This is a genomic window from Hathewaya massiliensis (assembly GCF_902143515.1).
GTDB lineage: Bacteria > Bacillota > Clostridia > Clostridiales > Clostridiaceae > Hathewaya > Hathewaya massiliensis.
This window is the reverse complement of the sequence record NZ_CABFVD010000005.1, coordinates 52,519-73,784: the sequence shown is the minus strand read 5'-3', so window position 1 is coordinate 73,784 and position 21,266 is coordinate 52,519. Positions and strand designations below refer to the sequence as shown.

The window sequence follows — 21,266 nt, the reverse complement described above, 5'->3', positions numbered from 1 at the left end:
GGGATAACATGAGTGAAGATGTATTTAAAGAAGAAGAAGTTGATTCTAAAAAAGTGGATTTTAAACTTTTAAAAAGACTTTTAAAGTATACAAAACCTCATTTGCCTCTTTTAATTCTATGTATCATATTAATTTTCTTATCTAGCATAGCGGATATTGGAAGGCCCTATCTAATGAAAGTTGCCATAGACGACTATGTAGAAGGATATAAAGCTCCAATGTATATAAGTAAAGAGGAACCCAATGGTACTTATATAAAATATAAAGAAAATTATTATATAAGAGCAAAAGATTTTAAAGGTGAAAAAGATAATTATAAAAAAGCTCAAATAGTTAAACATAAGGATAAATATATTTTAATAGATGGACATATAAACAAGGATGAAAAGATAAGCATAGAAGAAAAGCAAGGTTCTTATTCCATTAAAAGTAAAAACGGAACTTTTAGGGGAAATGCTCTCTCAAATGAGGATTATAGGATATTTAGAGCTTATGATAAAAAAGGGATTAAAAATGTAGCCTTAATATTTTTATTGATTTTAAGCATAGGATTTTTAGCAGTATATTTCCAAATTTATATATTAAACTATGTAGGTCAAAAGATAATTTTTACAATGAGGATGGAACTGTTTTCTCATGTTCAAAGGCTTTCTCTAAGCTTTTTTGACAAAACTTCTGCTGGGAAAATTGTAACTAGATTAACCAATGACATGGAGAACATAAACGAAATGTTTACAAATGTCATAGTAACTTTTTTAAAGGATATTTCTTTACTTTTATTTACTATGATAACCATGTTCTTTTTAAATTTTAAAATAGCTCTAGTATGTTTTTCCACCCTTCCTCTAATAATTCTAGCATCTTATTTATTTAGAAGGAAGTCAAGAGATGCTCATAGATTGGTAAAAAGTAAATTATCTAAAATAAACTCAACCTTAAATGAAAATATTATGGGTATGAAAATAATTCAAATATTCGCAAAAGAAAAAACTATGTTTGAAGAGTTTGATGAAATAAATAAGGATCACAAAAAAGCAAGTATGCAAGAATTATGGGTTTTTGCAATTTTTAGACCTATTATAGATATTATATACAACCTCACTGTTGCCTTACTTATTTGGACAGGCGCAAGAGGGGTATTAAATGGTGTAATAGAATTCGGGGTTTTATTTGCTTTTGTAAACTATATAGAGCAATTCTTTAACCCTATTTTTGATTTAAGCGAAAAATTTAATACCCTGCAATCAGCCATGGCATCAGCTGAAAGAGTTTTTTCTCTTTTAGATACTAAACCAGATATTATAAATAGTGAAAATCCTGTTCATTTAAAAGACTTAGAGGGATGTATAGAGTTTAAAAATGTGTGGTTTAAATATGATGAAGATTGGATATTAAAGGATGTAAGTTTTAAAATAGAAAAAGGGGAAATGGCTGCCTTTGTAGGAGCTACAGGATCAGGTAAAACCACTATTATTAGCCTTTTAACTAGATTATATGATATTCAAAAGGGCGAAATTTTAATTGATGGTATAAATATTAAAGACTTAGATGTAAAGGATTTAAGGGCTAATATTGGTAGTGTGCTTCAGGATGTATTTTTATTTACAGGTACCATAGATGAAAATATAAGATTAAATGAAAAACATATACCTATGGAAAAGGTAAAAGAGGTTTCTAAGTTTGTAAACGCAGATAAGTTTATAGATACCCTAAACAATGGATATAACAGTGAGGTAAAAGAAAGAGGAGCTACATTCTCTGCAGGACAGCGTCAGCTTCTCTCCTTTGCTAGAGCCTTAGTTTTTAATCCCTCTATACTTATATTAGATGAAGCAACTTCTAATATTGATACTGAAACTGAAAGCCTAATTCAAGATGCCATAAGTAAAGTTATACAAGATAGAACTACCATAGTAGTAGCTCATAGACTTTCTACTATTCAAAATGCTGACAAAATAATAGTATTGCATAAAGGTGTTGTAAAAGAAATAGGAAGCCATAAAGAACTCCTACAAAAGAAAGGCATGTACCACACATTGTACAATCTACAATATTCAAAAAGTTAAATCCTATAAAGCAAAATAAAAATAATAATAAATTATTATCTTAATATATACTTTTTAAGTAGAAGAGTTTTTCTAATAACTTTTAGCTTAAATTAGAAAAACTCTTTTAACTAATTAATTTAGTGAACCTCATGCTTTTCATTATATTTTTTAAGAACCTGTTTAAACTCACTTCCATTTCCTATAGATGAATATTTAGGAACTCCATGATCTTCATCTACCCTGTATGCAAATGCATCATCAGAACCTATCTCTGACACTATAATATACTTTAAGTTATCTATAACTATAGTATCCACTAGCTCTAACTTCACTGTTTTACCCTTAGCATTTTCAACTGTCATGAATGCTGTACTCATAATATTGTCCTCCCTTTTTAATATTTTATAAATTTATTTTGTGCAAAGATACTTTTTTTATTAGTAAAAAATCTAGGTATAAAAATTTTCCTTAAGAAAATAATAAAGATATGACATTAAATATGATTTGAATATTATATATAGTAGTCATGGATATATCTTAATTAAAAATATTAGTGAAAATTATACCAAAACCCTTTACAAATAATAATTACTATTATATAATAGTATTAAGCAATAGATATTGAATTTTATTAATTCTAATTATTGTTTACCAAATAATAATTTTATGGTATAATTAAACAAAACTCATAGGAGGTTTTAATTATGGAAAAAGTTAAAGTTTATACTTCAGACACATGTCCACATTGTGTTACTGCAAAAGAATATTTAAAACAAAACAAAGTTGAATTTGAAGAGAAGAATATTAAAGAAGCTCAAAATAGAAAAGATTTAATGGCTATGGGCATTATGAGTGTGCCATTAATTGTAATTGGTGATGAAAAGATTTTAGGTTTCGATAAACAAAAAATTGACTCCTTATTAGGACTATAATAAATAACTACCTATATAATTTTCCCAGATTTATATAGTTTATCCCCGAATCAAAAAGACTATTAAAGATTACTTTAATAGTCTTTTCCCTTTATCCCCCAAGAGTAACGTCTTGAGTTTGATACCAGTCCATAGCATCATATACATGGGAAGGTTTAAAATCTGGCCAAAAATCATTTATTATGTAAAAATCAGAATAAACTGATTGCACTGGTAAAAATCCACTAAGCCTTCTTCTTCCTCCCCATCGTATTATAAGATCTATTCTTGAAATATCTTTAGATCTTATGTTTTTATATATATCCTCTCTATTGGTAAATCCTCCTTTACTAAGAGAATATAGATCCCAATTCCATCCATAGTTTACTAAAAAATTAACCTTTATCTTTTCCTTATACTCTCCATCCCTTTTAGTATAACACTCTAGTTCTTTTGGAAACATAGGGGAATCCGTGTTTCCTATAACAAGCAAAGAAGCACCTTCACCTTTTATTAACTCTACAGCATCAATACATGCTTTAGTAAAAGACTCTCTTTGCTCTCTAGGTCTTTTGGTATTATCTGTAGTAAATCCATAGTAGGTAACTTCTTCAACCCCTAGTTTCCTTAAAATTCTTAAGGCTTCTAATCCTGGATATAAGCCACTTTCATATCCTCTATCCTTAGTCATTCCATGATTTACAGCCCATCTCCTATTCCCATCAGGAATAATCCCTACATGTCTAGGTACTCTCATATTACTCACTCCTCTAGATGTATTATCTATATTATTCCTTAATTTCTAATTATAATACCTAGAAAAGTGTATTTTTATCTGATTACTATCCACCCTAATACTCCCATTCCACCCTGTGAAAGCGATTCCTATGAAATCGATGGTTTGTACTCTCTGCTTTTCTTCAAAGTGGGAGAAAAAAGTGGCTGCATCATATTTTAAATTAAGTAATACAAAAATTATAATTCCTATAATGTTAAACTTTTATACCTATATATAAACCTTATATTGTAATCTTAAAATGTGAAAATCTTTAAGATACAACCTGTTATAAATATTCTTCTTTATGTTGTTCTATAACTTCATAAGCACTCAATAACCTTTCAGTAAAATCTTCTATAAGAGTATTTAAATCTTCTTCCATATTTTCTTTATAGTTTAATTTAAAAGTAAAAGTTGGATTATAGGTATCTTCAACCTCTTCTACCCCTAGGCAGTTTTCTTCTAAATCTTCAATTTCTATATAATCATAAATTGCATTAAATTGCCAATCTTCCACATCTTTATTTGTAGTTAAAGTTAAATACACCTTAAGCCCATCTTCATCTATGGCATATAGTGATTCAACAAATTCACTTTTTTCTATATTATAGCTTTCCATCTCCCTTAAAAATTTTTTATCCTTATCTTTTTCAATTAGTACAATTATATTTTCTTCCATGAGAACATCCTCTTTTCCTTATATTATTAATTAAAGTCATTTTATCATACTCTTCTTTAAAAGTGAATTAATGATTCACATATTTGAAATCTACTTAGAAACATTTCTTTTACTTATTAGAGCATAAGCTAAAGTTGTAACTGGAATTGCAAAAATAAAGCCTAAGACCCCTGTTATAATTCTCAAAACCTCTAATACCATAGTTTCACCATTTATACCTCTAGTTAAGGACATATTATTTGAAACCATAAGTATAACTACAGTTTGCAAAGTTGCTCCTAAATAAGCAAGTATTAAAGTGCTTGACATGGCACCAATAGTTTCTTTCCCTTCCCTAAATCCAACCTTTAAAAGCTCTAAAAACTTCATATTCATAGTTTGAAATTCAGCTTCTTTCATAGCTTTTGTAATATTTAAGCTTGTATGCATTATAGCACCTAAGGATCCTATTATTATGCCACCAAATAATATTCCTATGAAATTTATTTGAGTGTCACCATATACAATAGACTCCATGTTTCCACTAGTGATTCCCGTTATCCTTAAAAGATATTGAAAAACGAAAAGCAAAATTCCACCAAAAATCATACCTCCTACTGAGCCAATTAAAGTTGACAGTGATTCTTTATTTATTCCCCATAATATTAAAGATAATATTGAAATTATAATAAAACTGCTTATAAATATAACAAATAAATGATTGTATCCCTTTAATAAATAATATGGAACAACTTTAAGTATTATTGGAAGAATAATAGCTATAGATATGAAGGTTTTTACACCTTTTAAACCTCCAAAAATAATTAAGATCATAAGAAATAGTGCTACTAGAACTATTAGATATACACTTCGATCAAAATCATGTATATATACATTTTCTATACTTCCACTCATATTTTTATTTACAGATAAGAGAACTTTATCTCCTTTTTTAATAACATAGCTATATGGATTTGTATAGTCATAGTTATTTTGTATATCTAAAATTTTTCCTTTTAACTCACCATTGGTTACTTCTACAGCTATACTTTGCACCCCCTTATTTTTTTCGTAGGTATTCTCAAGATAAGTGTATTCCTCCCTTTTAACTCCCATAACCTTTGCTTTGTAAATTCCCGTTACCTCTGGATCACTTCTAAAAGTTTTATCTAGATTTACTCTTATTACAGGATTAAAATATAGGATACCTATTATTAAACTTAAACAACATAATATTTTAAATGCTCTCTTTCTACTCATTTCTTTTTCCTTAAGCATTTTTTCTTTTCTAGTTAGGTTTGTTGTATTAAACATTTTTTTAGAAAGCAACACTTCTTTCACCACCTGCTTTACTTTTTAATATATTAAATATATATTACATTATATACCATTTACAAATATTTTCCAATACCTGGAGGATGATTTTTTATATTTAATATAAAATCCCTATAATAATTTAAAAATTATTATAGGGATTTTAAAACTTTCTACTATGCATTTAAAAACCAAATATAAAAATTTAAAACTGCTGCAAAAATACACCATAAAATATAAGGTATCAATAAATAAGCTGCCTTTTTATCCTTTTTGTAAAATTCTATTATGGTAAATAGGATAAATATAATTAGTAATATTAATTCTAGAAAGGCTATAAAAATTAATCTTTTTCTAAAAAATATTATAGGCCATAGGAAATTTAAAAATAATTGAATAAAAAAAAGCACTAGAGCTTTATTTACATTTTTTCCTTCACTTTTAAGCTTAAGTATTTTATATAAAGCAACTCCCATAAGAAAGTAAAGTATAGTCCAAACTATGGGAAAAACAAAGGAAGGTGGTGAAAAAATAGGTTTCTTAAGCTCTTTATAGAATTGCATAGAATTTTTAGTTAGGATGCCACTTATAAAACCTGTTCCCATGGTTATTATTATTGATAATAGAAAGTAAAAGAGATTAAATTTTTGATTTTTCTTTTCCATAATGCCGTTGTTATCCTCCTGTTTTTTTCTTTATATTATATGTTATACTTGTTTTTTCTCAATTATTCATAAAAAAATGGACAGCCTTATTTTATAGGCCGTCCAAACTATAATTTAGCAGCAACAGGAGGAAAATCCAATTCTAGATCTACAACAACAAAAAATCAATAATATTATAATTAGGAAAAAACAGCAGCAAAACATCCAATCTCTCCCCTTTCATTTTTTCAATTTTTTATCCTTTGTAAGTATCTTGTACATTACTATTATATTAATAAAGCAGGAAAAGTGTTATTAACTTTATATATAAAAATTTATTCACATAGATTATTTTTTTTCATAGGATATATTATAGACAGCTATCTATTGCCTTAAGCTTTTTTGCTTATAGGAGGTAACAGTATGAAAAATTATAAAAAGGTTAATTTGTATAGGAATATTATATCTGGTATAGATAAAATGATACCAACAGAAAGTGGAAAGTTAGTTAAAGAAATAAATTTTGACAATGCAGCTACAACTCCTCCTCTAAAAACAGTTTTAAAAGAGGTACAAAAATTTGCACCATATTACTCTTCCTATCATAGAGGAACTGGATATAAATCACAGCTTTCCTCTGCATTATATGAATACTCTAAAAATATAGTTCTAGATTTTGTAGGTGGAGATAAAAGTAAAGATGTGGTAGTCTATGTAAAGAATACTACAGAAGCTATAAATAAGTTAGCTAATAGGTTAAAATTTAGAAATGAAAATTCTATTGTTTTAAGCACAACCATGGAACATCATTCTAATGATCTTCCTTGGAGAGAAGGTTATGAAATTCAGTATGTTGATATAGATGATAATAATAGATTAGATATTAATGATTTAGAAAATAAACTAATAAAATACAGAGGAAGAGTTAAACTAGTTGCTGTTACCGGAGCCTCCAATGTTACAGGGTATGTAAATCCTATTTATGAAATAGCTAAATTATCTCATAAATACGGTGCTAAAATTTTAGTAGATGGGGCTCAGCTTACACCTCATTGTAAAATTCATATGAATCCCCATGATGACCCTGCCCATATAGATTTTTTGGTTTTCTCTTCACACAAAATGTATTGTCCATTTGGTACTGGAGTGCTTATTGGAAGCTATGAAGATTTTTTATATGGGGAACCTGATCATAAGGGTGGAGGTACTGTGGATATTGTAACACATAAAAAAGTTACATGGGCAGAACCACCACATAAAGATGAGGCTGGCTCTCCTAATATCATAGGCGCTGTTTCTCTTAGTGTTGCTATAAAAACCTTAGAATATTTAAACCTAGATACTATAGATATTAAAGAGAAAAAGTTAAAAGAATACTTGCTAAATGAATTAAAAGACTTAGACTATATAACTATATACTCTGACTTTAATATAGAGGACTCTCTTGGTATAGTTCCCTTTAATTTGGAAGGAATACACCATGAAACCTTAGCAAAGATTCTTTCCTATGAGTTTGGAATTGCAACTAGAAGTGGGTGCTTTTGTGCTCAACCTTACGTACAAAGAATACTTCAAATTTCAGAAGAAGAAGCTGAAAAATATAGAAAAGTAAAAATAAATAGGCCCGGTATGGTAAGAGTAAGCTTTGGTCTTTATAATACAGAAGAAGAGGTATATAAATTTGTACAGGCATTAAAAATAATTATGAAAAACCAAAAATATCTTTTGGATAAATATAAAGATTATAATTTTTCTTATTTTTAAATATAAAACTAACCTCATCTTATAACGGAGGTTAGTTTATTTAATCTCTTAGATAAGTTGACTATATATGTATATAATAGTATAATATTCGCGAATGGTTAAAACGAAAGGAGCTTTTAAATGAAAGAGGATAAAGAACAGCACTGTGAGAATATTTCTATAATTGAAGAGCTTTTAAGAAGAGTTTGTTTTGATATTAAAAAAAAAGGAAGAGAGATTCTCTCTGATTTCAATATAACTCCACCACAATTTGATGCCCTTCAGTGGATTTTATGTAAGGAAGAATTGACCATAGGTGAATTAAGTTCTATTCTTTATTTAGCTCCTAGTACAATTACTGATTTAATTGATAGAATGGAAAAAAGTGAGTTAGTTTATCGTATTAGAGATGACAAAGATAGACGTGTTGTTAAAGTTAGAGGATCTAAAAAGGGTTATGAACTCTTAGATAAGGTTTTACAAGAACGTTGTACATATTTAGACGATGCCCTAAAATTAATGAGTGATGAAGATAAGAAAAAATTTATAGCAAATCTTGAACTATTAAAAAACTATTCTAAATAATAGATAAACATAAAAAGATTTATAAGCTTTAAGGGGAATCCCTACTCCCACTAAAGCTTATAAATCCTTATTTAAAACCGCAACCCCATTAATACTAATCTTTTAAAGGTGAGAGTAATGTTAAAGTGGTAACCATAAAAACAATAATTACATTAAAAATGAGGACAAAAATTAAATATGTGGCTCATTTTTAATTTAACTAAAGCTCACTATTTTTAATCCTCTCTCTTAATTTTTTCAAGGCCCTATTTTTTCTTTTTACCACAGCACTATAGGTTAAGTTATATTTTTCTGCATAATCTCCTATAGCGCATTCATTTATGAACACTTCTTCAATTACATGACCATAGTCCTTTGGAAGTTCTTTTATAAGTTTATATACAATTTCTTTCTCCTCTTTTTCTAAATAGTCATCTTCAATATTAATGTCACAGGGAATAAAATCCATAACTGAAACCTCTTCATCAACACTTTTATCTATACTATATTCATAATTCCATTTTGCTCTTTTCCTAATTTCATTGTTAAAACCATTATCTATGGCCCTAACCACATAGGTTGTAAAACTGTTGGATCCTATTTTATATTTTTCTATGCAATTTATAACATACATATATCCTATCTGAATTAAATCATCCATCTCATAACCTTTTAAATATACTCCTGTAGCCCTCTTTATTATGTAGGGTTTGAAGCTATTTAAAAGATTTTCCATGGCCTCTCCGTCTCCTTCTTTAGCTCTAAGGATCATACTCTCATCTTTATTTATCTTATTTTTCCCCATAAAAAAACCCTCCTAGTGAGTATCATGCACGAACAAACGTTCTTTGGTAAAATTGTAGCATATTATACCAATTTAAGCAAACCTTTGTTCTATAATTTATATATGCGCATACTCACAAAGAGGGACAAACTTATTTAGTTTTTTGTACTTCCTCATACTGAACATCAATGTACGTAAAAGGTCTTGTTGAGTCTTCTTCTATGTCATCTTTAGAAACTTCCACTTCCATATAGGTTGTGTTACCCTTATTTTCTCTCATTTTAGAAATTTCTCTCTCATAAATTCTTTTTTCCTTATTCTTTTTTAACTTAAAGTACCATGTCTTTCCAGATTGCCACATTTTATAGATGGCAAAAATTGAAAGTGCTGCAATGCCTATATATAATGATGCTTTTAGAAAAAATCCTAACAAAAATAAACCTAAAACTAGAAGTAATATATTGTACAGATGTTTTTTCAAATTTCCTACTCCTTTATTAAAACTATTTTCCATAGAATTTTCACCTTACCTTGTTTTATATGATAACTTTATCTTTGTTATATTGTATCATATATCACATAGTTATATATTAATATTTTATTAACTCTATATTAATTCTATATGACCTTTTTATACTATATATTTTTATCCCATGACTATGCACCCTAATCCTTATATAAATCCACCGTCTACCCTTAATATTTGTCCTGTCATATAGGCACATTGATCACTAGCTAGAAATACTGCAAGATTTGCAATTTCTTTAGGTAATCCCATTCTCATCATGGGTATTTCAGAAACTAAATCTTCCTTTTCCTCTTCTGATAACCATGAATTCATAGAAGTATCTATAACTCCTGGAGAAATAGCATTTACCCTTATATTGGATGGTGCAAGTTCCTTGCCTAGTGCCTTTGTAAAAGCATTTATTCCGCCCTTAGATGCTGAATATATAACCTCACAAGAAGCCCCAACTTCACCCCACATAGATGATATGTTTATAACTACACCATTTCCTTTAAGTAGCATATGCTTTACAGCATTATGGGTTAAGTTAAAAACTCCCTTTAAATTTGTATTTATAATATTATCAAAAGCTTCCTCTGTACAATCATAAAAAAGTCCTATTTGTGAAACTGCAGCATTGTTTATTAAAATATCTATTTTGCCAAACTTATCTATTATAGTCTTCATCATATTACTACATGTAGTATAGTTGGAAACATCTCCTTGAAGTAAAAAAGCATATCCCCCTAATTCCTCAATAGTAGATTTCACCTCTTCAGCTTCTACATGGCTTTTTTTATAATTAATAATTACAGAAGCACCTTCCTCTGCAAATCTTAAAGCTATAGCTTTTCCTATACCCCTTGAAGCGCCTGTAATTAAAACAACTTTTCCACTTAAAGTATTCATCTTTAACTCCTTCTTTACTATAAGATTTACTAAAAACACTACTTATTATAGCATATATTAATCTTTCTTAATTAACATTAACCTAATACATAGATTAACTTTTACATATTATATTATATATTAATTTTTCTCTGTTAATATTAAATTAGTCATATGTACAAATTTTTGAAAGATTAAAAGTAGCATACATCTATGGTATTGGTAATATATAGTTTAAGCTATTAACTAGAATATATATTAAATAAAAACACATAATATAAATGGTCATTAAAGTTTCTCTTGCCATCCAGATAGGCCTATCTTTAATATAGATTGACATCAAAAGTTTATATATAAGCAAGGCTAAAACTATGACCTAATTGAATTATGCATAATTAAAAGAAGGATTTATATACTTACACAGTATGTAAATCCTTCTATACTTTAAGCTTAAATTTATAGTTCTTTTAATCTATAATTACCATAAATTTAAGCTTCTATAATTATAATTACTAGAAAAAATCACTACAAAAGATTTATTTATTGTAACATTGTATAAATTCCTTTACTTGCTCTTCAATTGCAGTCCATGACCTTTTTGCAAATAAAACTTTTACATCCTTTTCTTTACCCTTATTTTTAATGCTTTTGCTTAAGGTATGTCCTATAAAATCCGTAAGTACTAAAACCAAATCAAAGTTTTCAGATATATCCATTCTTTTATCATTCTTCTTTCTTCCAGTTACATGATCTATATTCTGAAAACCATAATCACTTAACTTTTTTCTTATAGTCTGAATCCTATCTCCTCCGATTACCAAAACACTCATTTTTCCACCTCCATATATTTGATTTTCACTATAAGAAATAACTTATGAAAACTTTAAAAAATCATATTTCCTATGTTATATACTAAGAAGGCTACGATCCATGCAACGGAAGTAGTATATACTGCTGAGAAAATAGCCCACTTATGTGAATTTGTTTCCTTTTTAATAGTTCCTAGTGCTGCCATACAAGGTGAGTATAATAAAGTAAATACTAGGAATGCATATGCAGCTACAGGTGTAAATTGACTTTGTATTGCAGCATGAAGTGTTTCTTCAGTTACTGCATAAACTGTAGCCATAGTAGCAATAACAGCCTCTTTTGCAAGAATTCCAGTTATTAATGAAACCCCTGCTTGCCATGTACCAAAACCTAAAGGCTTAAATATTGGAGCTACAAAAGTTCCCATCTTTCCTAAAATACTCTCTGCAGAACCTGGTTCCACACCTAAAGGAAGATTTGATAATACCCAAACTACTACAACTATAGAGAATATAATAGTTCCTGCTTTTTTAATAAAGGCTGAAGCCTTGTCCCACATATGAATTAATACACCTTTTAATGTAGGAATTCTGTAAGGTGGTAACTCCATTAAAAAGTAAGATTTTTCCCCTTTTAATATGGTCTTACTAAATATTTTTGCAGAAATTATAGCTACTACTATTCCTAATACATATAAAGAAAATATAACAATTCCGCTTAAAGAAAATATCCCAACTTTCTTTCCACCAAAGAAAGCTGCTGCAAATAAAGTATATACTGGTAATTTAGCACCACAAGACATAAATGGATTTATTAAAATAGCTATCATTCTATCTTTTTTACTCTCTAGAGTTCTAGTAGACATGATACCTGCAACATTACATCCTGAACCTATTATCATTGAAACTGCTGTTTTACCGTGAAGCCCTAAAGATGACATAAGTCTATCCATAATATATGCAGCTCTTGCCATATATCCACTATCTTCTAAAATACCCATTATAAAATACATAGTTAAAATAAGAGGTACAAAAACTAATACTTCCCCAAGTCCACCAATTAAACCTTCAACTATAAAAGACCTTAAAAGCTCTGGGGCACCAGATAAAGCACCTTCTGCAAATTCTCCTAAAGCTTCAAAAGCACCACCAACATACTGATCACCTATAAAGTCATTTCCAAAGGCTATAGCCACCTGATACATTAAAAACATTATAATAGCAAAAATCGGTAATCCTAAAAATTTATTTGTAACAACTTTATCAATTTTATCAGAAATAGTTTCTTCAAATTCTTCTTTCTTTTCTACCTTATCCTTTAGTAAATTAGAAATGTAATCATACCTTTTATCAACTATAAAACTTTCCGGTTCATATCCATGATCCTGTTCAAACTTATGATTAATACTATCTACCTTTTCTAAAACTCCAACTAAGCCTTTATTTTTTACATAATCCATCATATAAGCATCTTTTTCAAAAAGTTTTATAGCAGTCCACTTAGTTGGATAATCTAAACTACCTGAACTCATCTGTAATTCATTAGATATACTTTGAATTTGACTTTGGAAATCATTCTCATATTCTAATTCTATTTCTTTTGGCTTAATTTTATTATCCGCAACTTCTATTACAGTATCTAAAAGATTGTTAATTCCCTTTTTTCTTGCAGCCACCGTTTCTACTATTTTAACACCCATCTCTTTTTCTATAGCATGGGTATTAATTTTTATTCCTCTTTTTTCAACTTCGTCCATCATGTTTAAAGCTAAAACAGTATTACAACCTAGTTCTAAAATTTGAGTAGTTAAATACATATTTCTCTCAATATTAGTTCCATCTACAACATTTATAACCACGTGAGGTTTGTCCTTAATTAAATAGTTCCTTGCAACAACTTCATCTTCTGAATATGCACTTAAACTATACGTACCTGGAAGATCCACAACTCTTATTACTCTATCTTTATACTTTAGTTTCCCTTCCTTTTTTTCTACTGTAACCCCTGGCCAATTTCCTACATGCTGTCTAGATCCAGTTAAAGCATTAAACAAACTGGTTTTTCCACAGTTAGGGTTCCCCATTAAAGCAACAATAATTTCTGACTTCATATCTTATCCTCCTAGCTAAATTTAAACAGTAATTTCTGACTAAAATTAATTAATATAAATCTAATTTTTTTCAACCATAACCTTTTGAGCCATACCTCTCCCTAATATAATTCTTCCTTCTCCAAGACCTATTATTAAAGGTCCATCAGAATTTTTAATTATTTTTATACAGGCTCCTCTATTAATTCCCATTTCCATTAATCTCTTAAGGAAAACTTCATTTCCTTTTATATCTCTTATTTCAACAACTTCTCCTGTAGTGGCGAAATTTAAAGGTACCATATTAATCACCTCATGTTTAAAATTTAATCTACTCTACTATAATATCCTTTGCTTCTCCTTTTCTTAAAGTAAGTTTATATCCTCTTAATCTAATTTCTATAGGGTCTCCAAAAGGCGCTCTTCCTTCTACTCTTATCTTTGTACCTTTTACCAAACCTAAATCCATAATTCTTCTCTTTACTTTGCTACCATCTTTAATATTCAAAACAACATATGAGTTTCCTACTTTTCCCTTGTCTAAACTCATTTCCATTTAATATCCCTCCTTGAAAACTACTGATTGTTTATCTATCTTTATTATTAATAATCTCTAATACCCCATTTTCTTCAAAGTTGAAGAAAGAGAGGCTACGCTTAGATAAGGATTTCTAGGACTCAGAGGGAGTAAAAACTCCCTCTGAAGCTAAGAACTCTGTTTATCTATTTAAGCATTTTTAAGATTAATTCCTAATTCATGACATTTATTAATTCCTTCTTTATCTGGAGCCTCATTTATAATTAAACCCTTTTCTATAAGTTCTGCCCCAGCATTTTTAATTCTAGTTTCGAAGTCTTCCATCCATTCTCCATTTCCCCATCCATAAGACCCGAACAAAACAACCTTTTTTCCTTTTAAATGCTCTTCTATTTCTTCTATAAATGGTTCAAATTCTGATTCCTCTAAAACTTCTGCTCCCATAGCTGGGCACCCAAGTGCAAGTTTTTCTGTACTCTTAACATCTTCTATTGTAGCTTCTGACACATGAAGAAGCTTACCTTCTCCTGCCTCTGCAATAGCTTTTGCCATTATTTCTGTATTTCCTGTTCCACTCCAATATATTATTAACATATTTAAACCCTCCAAAAGCTTGACATTGAATTTTATTATCATTTGAGTATTATTTTAATTTACTGTTTTGTTTTTTTCAATATGTTTTTCTGGATAAGCTTAAATTATAAAATATAGATTTTCTTAATCTATTTAAATTACCTTCTTATAAACTCAGTATTTTCAATGCTTACAGCAATTATATAAAGAATATAAACTTGAAAATTTATTTAATTTATAAAAGGATTTTGAAGCTATTTTTTTATAAATCACCTCATATTTTTACCTTAAGTTCCCAAAATCTATATGTTCTAGCCTCATTGTACTGGCTATTTACTTTCTCTTTAAGAATTTTATGTATATTAATAAAATTTCAAAATCCCTTTATTTACTCTTATAAATATGTTATTATAATTATGAAAACTTTATATAAGGAGGAGTTAGTTATGGCATACAAAATTATTGATTCATGTGTTAGCTGTGGAGCTTGTGCTGCTGAATGTCCAGTTAATGCTATAAGCCAAGGAGATTCTATATATGTTATAGATGCAGCTACTTGCATTGATTGCGGAAACTGCGCTAATGTCTGTCCAGTAGGTGCTCCAGTTCAAGAATAATACATAGTAAATTATTTTTGGAAGCATTTATGTAAATAAAATAAAAGTACAGATTTCTCTGTACTTTTATTTTTTTACTCTATTTTCATATATATAATTGGAACTCTGTCTATTCGTTTATATTCTTAAATCCCTCACCTAAAGTTTCATGAACATTATAACTTACTATAAAGGCCTTTTCATCAACTTCTTTTATATAATTTCTAAGTTTTATAAATTGCTTTTTACCTAAAACTGTAGTTATTACTTCTTTTTCTTGCTTAGTATAAGCTCCTTTTCCCTGATAAATAGTAGCTCCTCTATCAAGATCTTCAATTATAAATTTCATAATTTCATCACCTTTAGTGCTTACTATCTCAACCTTGTTGTATACATTTAAACCTTGTATTACTGCATCAATAGTCATTCCATTAATAATAACCCCTAATAGAGCATACATGCCCTTTTGAGGTCCAAAAGCAAAAGTTGCAAGAGCTGTAACTACAAAATCAGCAACAAGAAGAGCTTTACCTATATCCATATGGAAAAATTTATTTAAAATTTTTGCAATGATGTCTGTACCACCAGTTGATGCATTTTGCTCAAAAACTATAGCCATTCCTATAGCACCAATTAATATACCAAATACTAGTTCTATAAATACATCATTTGTTAAAGGTCCACTCATTGGATAGATCATCTCTAATATCATCTTAGCAACAGCCATACCTAAACTTGCATAAACTGTTTTTCCACCAAAAACAGGTCCTATAAAAATAAATCCAACTATAAATAATATAATATTCATAATAAGCATAAACATACTCATAGAAACTGTAGGTATAAATTTATTAGCTACCATAGCAAGTCCAGTAACTCCCCCTACAGCTAAGTTATGTGGTTCTAAGAAAAAATGAACCCCTAAAATTACTAGTATAATCCCAAGGTTAATTAGTAAAAATTCTTTAATATTTTTCTTGTTTAATTTTTCTGCCATTTCTCATCCCTCTTTTTACATTTTTCTTCTTACACATCAATGCCTTCTCTTGAAAGTACCCCTTTAGTGTAGTAGTGCTTAATTTCTTTCATCTCAGTAACTAAATCTGCAAACTCAATTAGCTTGTTCGGTGCATATCTTCCAGTTAATATAACTTCCACACCTGGATCTCTTTTTTTTAAAATATTTAAGACCTCTTCTACTGTAAAAAGTTTAAAGTATAGTGCAATATTTATCTCATCTAAAATAACAACTTCATACTTACCTCCCTTTAAAATTTCTTCACATTTTAAAAGTGCTTCTTTTCCCATTTCTACGTCTTTATTTGTAGGCTCTCTATTAATAAAACATCCTTGTCCAAATTGTTCTATAGTTATGTTTTCTAATATATCCTCTATACCTACTTCACTATACTTCATTCCCTTTATAAACTGTCCTATGTATACTGGTTTACCAGCTAAAGCTGCTCTTAATGCTAAACCAAAGGCTGCTGTTGTCTTCCCCTTTCCGTCTCCTGTGTAAACATGAACATATGATTTCCCCATATAATTACTCCTTATATTAATAGTATCCATACAATATAATAACACAATTTTAAATATTCAAAAACACTTTTATATTAAATCTTATGTATCATGTATAAATTTTTATCTATACGTTAAGAATTTAAATATAAAATGTTATAGGATGGTGCTATGAATATCGATATTTTAACTAATAATTTTAATGAAAACTTAGAACTTATTAAAGCTTATTCAAGTAATAATGATAGTCTTAGAGAAAGAGAAATATTACTTAAAGGAAACTTACAGGTTAAAATACTCTTTATAGGGGGTATAGCTAACCAAGATTATATAGAACAAACTATAATTTATCCACTGCTTTTTAAAGTCAAGGAAGATCTTACTACAATTTCAGATCTTCCTAACTACCTAATAAAGAAATATATTAGTTCTTATGATATTTCTTTAGAAAACTCACTTAAGACCATAAGCCTTGAATTAAATAGAGGTAAGACTATTATATTACTGCCTAATTGTAGTGAAGTTATAATATGTTCAACCTCAGGACAGTTACATAGAAGTATTCAAAGTTCAGATACTGAACTCTCTATACTTGGCGGAAAAGATGCCTTTATCGAAAACCTTGATATGAATTTAACCCTAGTTAATCAAAAGATGAGCAATAATAATTTCACTGTAGAAAAATTTGTTTTAGGTAGAGATACTAATACGGATGTAGCCTTGCTTTATATAGATGGTATTATAGATAAAAAAATTTTAAATTCCCTTAGAGAAAAATTAAAAACCATCGATGCTCCATATATAGGTGGTGTTGGTTATATTGCAGAATATATTTTTAATGAGAAATTCAAACTTTTTCCTCTTTGTAAAATGACAGAACTGCCAGATAAAGTTATAACAGATATGCTTCAAGGGAAAGCTGCTATTATGGTCAATGGTTTTCCACATGCCCTTGTGGTACCTTCAACTTTTTTAGAATTCTTTCAAACTTTTGAAGATTATACTAATAACAGCATTCTAGGCAGTTTTGATAGACTTCTAAGAATTCTTGCAGCTTTAGTTTTAATAACTCTTTCACCTTTATATGTAGCTTTATTAGAATATAATGTAGAATTGCTTCCAATGCCCTTGATTAAAGTCTTGATTATTTCTAGAAGTGGTATACCTTTTAGCCCTTTTGTAGAAGTATTAATAATGGAGATACTTATAGAAATGCTGAGGGAAGGTGGAATCAGACTTCCAAAACCTATTGGGCAAACCTTGGGGATTGTAGGTGGTATTATTTTAGGAGATGCAGCTACCAGAGCTGGTATAGTAAGCCAAACCACACTTGTTGTAATTTCTATAGGAGTAATCTGTACATTTTTAATACCAAATTATGTTATGTCTACTTCTATTAGACTATTTAGATTTCCTATGATAATTTTAGCAAAACTTTTAGGTTTATTAGGAATTATATCAGGATTATTTGTATTTTTTATAACTCTAATGACTAAAGAATCCTTGAGTATACCCTATTTATCTCCACTATCCCCAGTTAAATTAGATGGATTAAAAGATTCATTAATAAGAGCAAATATAAAAAAGATAAATAGAACGCCTACAATATTTAGTAAATTAAAAAGGAGTAAGAATAGTTGAAAAATAAAATGAGTACTAAGCAATATACTGCTATTATAATAAATTCATTTTTAGGTGTAGGAATACTCTCTTTAGCTTCTGAACTTGCATCTATCTCAGAACAAAGTGCTTGGATATCTGTTTTCTTAGGTACCTTACCCTCCCTATTTGCTTTAGTAGCAATTTATTTTATATATAAAATAACAGAAGCTAAAGATTTTCTAAGTTTACTAAATTATTTATATGGAAAACTAATAGGAAAGATTGTACTATGCTTTTTCTTTTTTTATGCCTTAATACAAAATATTTTAGTTATATTTAGATTTACCTTATTAATACAAATGTCCATAGCTAGATATATGCCTACATATATAATAATTGGAGTTATATGTGTACTTTCTACTTTTGTTGTAAGTAATAATATTACAACTATAAGTAGACTTTGTAGATTTGTTATTTTATTTGCTATACCAGTTTTACTTATACCAAGTTTATTAAGCTTTAAAGGTAATATTACCAATGTTCTGCCTATAATATCTTCTTATAAAAAAATTTTTCAATCCTTTCCTAAAAGTTATTTAGCTTTTAGTGGAGCTGAAACAGCTTTTTTTATAATCTACTTAGTAGAAAATGAAAATGAAACCTTAAAAGCAAGTGTAAAAGCTATTGGAATTATAGCAATTGTATATGCTATAAGTGTTTTTTCTACTATCCTCTTTTTAGGATATGAGCTTACAAGTAAACTTATATTTCCTATTATAATTTTTTTTGAACTTCTATATATTCCTTTATTTTCTGATTTAAAAGAATTATTCATGATATCTTGGAGCTTTACAATTTTATCTACTTCTGCTATACAGCAATATGAAATGTATTATGTAATAAATAGATTTTTTAAAAACTTTACTCCTAAAAAAATGTATTTTACAGTGCTTCCATTTACTTTTATACTGGCTATAATATCATTTTTTTATGATAATTTTCGAATTGAGTTTTTATTACCACTCTCAAATATATTAAATCTAGTATTTTATCTTTTAACCCTATTATCTTTGCTTATATCCATGATAAAATACTATTTTAAAGAAGGTGAAAAAAATTAAAATATATCTAATACTAAAAAAATATAAAAAAAAGATATCACTAACTATAATTATTGCTTTGACCCCTTTAGTTTTTTCTGGATGTTATAATTCTTATCCTCTTGAAAAATTATCCATAGTTACAGGAATACTTTTTGACAAAGATAAGGATAATCCAAAGAAAAACCTTATAACCTCTGAAATTTTATCTTATGATGAAAATGATAAATCTATTAAGCCTCAATATGTGAATGGCTCTTCACTGTCCATATATGAAGCTTTCAATAAATCACATGCAGAAGTTTCTAAAAGTAGAGTTCTTGGAGATGAATTAGTGTATATAATAACAGAGGCTAAGGCAAAGGATGGTATTAAAGATATATTAGATTCCTTTCTTAGAGATGATGAGAAAAATGAAAGAGCTTTTGTTGGTATTGGAGTTAAATCTACAGAAGAATATAATAAACTTAAGCCCCATGCCGCTACTTTATCTGAAGACTTTTTTAATATATTTTCCTTTGCTGATGAAGCTAACTTTTACTGTGATAAATATGAAATTGTTGAAGTTTTAAAAATGTACTATCAGAATGGAAGAGAAATAGTTTTACCCTTAATAGATATAAAGGAACAAAAACCAGTTCTTGCAGGCCTTGCATTATTTAAGGATGATAAACTTATATATAAAGCTAATTTAGAAGAAGCTCGTTTAATAAATTTGATTAGAAATAGTGGTAAAACAGGATACATACATATTGTAGGTGATAAGGACAATGAGTTTATTGATTTTACAGCTAAGAATAAAGTTAAGATTAAAGTAGATAAAAAAGATGACACCCTAATATACAATATAAAAGTTGGACTAAATGGAATTCTTACTTTAAATACCTTAGAAAATAGTTCTTATAATTTAAAGTCTAGTGCTAATATAGAAAATGCTATAAATAAGCTTGTGAAAAAAGATTTAGAGGACTTGGTTAAGAAAATCCAAGAAAACCTTAAATGCGATATACTTGATCTTGGAAAATACGCTCTTGCAAAGTATGGAAGAGATAGTGGTTCTGATAGTGTAGAACACCTTGAAAATGCTAAGATAAATATAACTGTAGATACCACAATAATTTATCCAGGTAGAAAAACAGATATTTATGAAGCAGATAATAAATACTAAATCTAAGTTATTGACTAAAAAATATCCCTTAAAGTAATTTAAAACCTACCTTAAGGGATATTAATACTTTAATTTATAATATAGTTGAATATTCTTTATATAAAAACATTCTTCACATTAGAGAAAAGCTTTATTTAAGCAAAAAATTTTACTATTTTGTCATATAATTGATCCGCAGTATCTCCTTCTATAAACTTCCCCTCAACTCTTGCTATATACTTATAACTACATTTTGAGCACTCACCAATGCATTTATTCCATGTAACCTTATATTCTGGATGATATTTTTGTATCATTTCATAAACTTCTATTACTGCTGTATTTTCTTTGCAAAAACTCACTTGCATATCTCATAACCCCTTTTTACTTTCTTTAAACTTAGTCTCCTACTAAAAATATGGAGATTATTACTACTTAATTAATTTTTAT

24 protein-coding genes are annotated in these 21,266 nt (G+C 28.4%); 8 read left to right on the top strand and 16 right to left on the bottom strand.

Annotated elements, in window-relative coordinates; genetic code table 11:
* Positions 1-8 precede the first annotated feature (8 nt).
* Positions 9-2,066, top strand: coding sequence for an ABC transporter ATP-binding protein (locus FNZ64_RS10175; protein ID WP_142414705.1), 2,058 nt, complete (start codon positions 9-11; stop codon positions 2,064-2,066).
* A 119-nt stretch (positions 2,067-2,185) separates the two neighbouring features.
* Here FNZ64_RS10175 and FNZ64_RS10170 read toward each other — a convergent pair whose 3' ends face one another.
* A complete protein-coding gene (locus tag FNZ64_RS10170) occupies positions 2,186-2,425 on the bottom strand; it encodes a DUF1292 domain-containing protein (RefSeq protein ID WP_142414704.1) in 240 nt (79 codons plus the stop codon).
* Between the two features lie 327 nt (positions 2,426-2,752).
* Here FNZ64_RS10170 and FNZ64_RS10165 point away from each other — a divergent pair, with 327 nt between their 5' ends.
* A complete protein-coding gene (locus tag FNZ64_RS10165) occupies positions 2,753-2,980 on the top strand; it encodes a glutaredoxin family protein (protein ID WP_142414703.1) in 228 nt (75 codons plus the stop codon).
* A gap of 91 nt (positions 2,981-3,071) precedes the next feature.
* On the opposite strand, the gene FNZ64_RS10160 is transcribed toward FNZ64_RS10165, so the two are convergent.
* The 4 genes from FNZ64_RS10160 to FNZ64_RS10145 all read right to left on the bottom strand — a co-directional run bounded on the left by FNZ64_RS10160 (position 3,072) and on the right by FNZ64_RS10145 (position 6,374).
* On the bottom strand, positions 3,072-3,716 hold the full coding sequence (locus FNZ64_RS10160; RefSeq protein WP_142414702.1) for an undecaprenyl diphosphate synthase family protein: 645 nt from the start codon (positions 3,714-3,716) through the stop codon (positions 3,072-3,074).
* Between the two features lie 307 nt (positions 3,717-4,023).
* Complete coding sequence (locus FNZ64_RS10155) at positions 4,024-4,416, bottom strand: DUF6762 family protein (RefSeq protein ID WP_142414701.1); 393 nt, start codon at positions 4,414-4,416, stop codon at positions 4,024-4,026.
* A 90-nt stretch (positions 4,417-4,506) separates the two neighbouring features.
* Complete coding sequence (locus tag FNZ64_RS10150; RefSeq protein WP_185903746.1) at positions 4,507-5,727, bottom strand: YibE/F family protein; 1,221 nt, start codon at positions 5,725-5,727, stop codon at positions 4,507-4,509.
* Between the two features lie 158 nt (positions 5,728-5,885).
* Entirely contained in the window at positions 5,886-6,374 is a 489-nt protein-coding gene (locus tag FNZ64_RS10145) for a TspO/MBR family protein (RefSeq protein ID WP_142414699.1), read from the bottom strand.
* 402 nt (positions 6,375-6,776) lie between these two features.
* Here FNZ64_RS10145 and FNZ64_RS10140 point away from each other — a divergent pair, with 402 nt between their 5' ends.
* Complete coding sequence (locus tag FNZ64_RS10140; RefSeq protein WP_142414698.1) at positions 6,777-8,117, top strand: aminotransferase class V-fold PLP-dependent enzyme; 1,341 nt, start codon at positions 6,777-6,779, stop codon at positions 8,115-8,117.
* Positions 8,118-8,237: 120 nt separating this feature from the next.
* On the top strand, positions 8,238-8,681 hold the full coding sequence (locus tag FNZ64_RS10135) for a MarR family winged helix-turn-helix transcriptional regulator (protein ID WP_142414697.1): 444 nt from the start codon (positions 8,238-8,240) through the stop codon (positions 8,679-8,681).
* Positions 8,682-8,880: 199 nt separating this feature from the next.
* Here the strand turns inward: FNZ64_RS10135 and FNZ64_RS10130 are convergent, their stop codons facing one another.
* From FNZ64_RS10130 to FNZ64_RS10095, 8 genes are all read right to left on the bottom strand, one after another.
* Positions 8,881-9,465: a sigma-70 family RNA polymerase sigma factor gene (locus FNZ64_RS10130; protein ID WP_142414696.1), complete on the bottom strand. Its 585-nt coding sequence runs from the start codon at positions 9,463-9,465 to the stop codon at positions 8,881-8,883.
* A 130-nt stretch (positions 9,466-9,595) separates the two neighbouring features.
* Complete coding sequence (locus tag FNZ64_RS10125) at positions 9,596-9,958, bottom strand: hypothetical protein (RefSeq protein ID WP_142414695.1); 363 nt, start codon at positions 9,956-9,958, stop codon at positions 9,596-9,598.
* 159 nt (positions 9,959-10,117) lie between these two features.
* Positions 10,118-10,861 (bottom strand): elongation factor P 5-aminopentanone reductase, encoded by a 744-nt coding sequence (gene ymfI, locus FNZ64_RS10120; protein ID WP_142414694.1) that lies wholly within the window; start codon positions 10,859-10,861, stop codon positions 10,118-10,120.
* 515 nt (positions 10,862-11,376) lie between these two features.
* Complete coding sequence (locus FNZ64_RS10115; RefSeq protein ID WP_142414693.1) at positions 11,377-11,670, bottom strand: DUF2325 domain-containing protein; 294 nt, start codon at positions 11,668-11,670, stop codon at positions 11,377-11,379.
* A 53-nt stretch (positions 11,671-11,723) separates the two neighbouring features.
* Entirely contained in the window at positions 11,724-13,760 is a 2,037-nt protein-coding gene (gene feoB / locus FNZ64_RS10110) for a ferrous iron transport protein B (RefSeq protein ID WP_142414692.1), read from the bottom strand.
* A 60-nt stretch (positions 13,761-13,820) separates the two neighbouring features.
* On the bottom strand, positions 13,821-14,042 hold the full coding sequence (locus FNZ64_RS10105; protein WP_142414691.1) for a FeoA family protein: 222 nt from the start codon (positions 14,040-14,042) through the stop codon (positions 13,821-13,823).
* Between the two features lie 28 nt (positions 14,043-14,070).
* Complete coding sequence (locus tag FNZ64_RS10100; protein ID WP_423244949.1) at positions 14,071-14,289, bottom strand: FeoA family protein; 219 nt, start codon at positions 14,287-14,289, stop codon at positions 14,071-14,073.
* A 177-nt stretch (positions 14,290-14,466) separates the two neighbouring features.
* Positions 14,467-14,871, bottom strand: a complete 405-nt coding sequence (locus FNZ64_RS10095) for a flavodoxin (protein ID WP_142414689.1) — start codon at positions 14,869-14,871, stop codon at positions 14,467-14,469.
* A gap of 425 nt (positions 14,872-15,296) precedes the next feature.
* Here FNZ64_RS10095 and FNZ64_RS10090 point away from each other — a divergent pair, with 425 nt between their 5' ends.
* A complete protein-coding gene (locus FNZ64_RS10090; protein ID WP_142414688.1) occupies positions 15,297-15,467 on the top strand; it encodes a DUF362 domain-containing protein in 171 nt (56 codons plus the stop codon).
* 109 nt (positions 15,468-15,576) lie between these two features.
* Here the strand turns inward: FNZ64_RS10090 and FNZ64_RS10085 are convergent, their stop codons facing one another.
* Both FNZ64_RS10085 and FNZ64_RS10080 read right to left on the bottom strand, forming a co-directional pair.
* Positions 15,577-16,443: a YitT family protein gene (locus tag FNZ64_RS10085; RefSeq protein ID WP_142414687.1), complete on the bottom strand. Its 867-nt coding sequence runs from the start codon at positions 16,441-16,443 to the stop codon at positions 15,577-15,579.
* Positions 16,444-16,472: 29 nt separating this feature from the next.
* Positions 16,473-16,988, bottom strand: coding sequence for a cob(I)yrinic acid a,c-diamide adenosyltransferase (locus tag FNZ64_RS10080; RefSeq protein ID WP_142414686.1), 516 nt, complete (start codon positions 16,986-16,988; stop codon positions 16,473-16,475).
* A 150-nt stretch (positions 16,989-17,138) separates the two neighbouring features.
* Between FNZ64_RS10080 and FNZ64_RS10075 the strand changes: the two genes are divergently transcribed.
* The 3 genes from FNZ64_RS10075 to FNZ64_RS10065 are packed head-to-tail and all read left to right on the top strand — an operon-like array spanning position 17,139 to position 20,837.
* Positions 17,139-18,608, top strand: coding sequence for a spore germination protein (locus FNZ64_RS10075; RefSeq protein ID WP_142414685.1), 1,470 nt, complete (start codon positions 17,139-17,141; stop codon positions 18,606-18,608).
* Complete coding sequence (locus tag FNZ64_RS10070) at positions 18,605-19,690, top strand: GerAB/ArcD/ProY family transporter (protein WP_142414684.1); 1,086 nt, start codon at positions 18,605-18,607, stop codon at positions 19,688-19,690. Before FNZ64_RS10075 ends, FNZ64_RS10070 begins: the two co-directional genes overlap by 4 nt.
* On the top strand, positions 19,677-20,837 hold the full coding sequence (locus FNZ64_RS10065; RefSeq protein WP_279233273.1) for a Ger(x)C family spore germination protein: 1,161 nt from the start codon (positions 19,677-19,679) through the stop codon (positions 20,835-20,837). The genes FNZ64_RS10070 and FNZ64_RS10065 overlap by 14 nt, the downstream gene beginning before the upstream one ends.
* Before the next feature lie 134 nt (positions 20,838-20,971).
* Here FNZ64_RS10065 and FNZ64_RS10060 read toward each other — a convergent pair whose 3' ends face one another.
* A complete protein-coding gene (locus FNZ64_RS10060; protein ID WP_142414682.1) occupies positions 20,972-21,184 on the bottom strand; it encodes a DUF1450 domain-containing protein in 213 nt (70 codons plus the stop codon).
* Positions 21,185-21,266 lie beyond the last annotated feature (82 nt).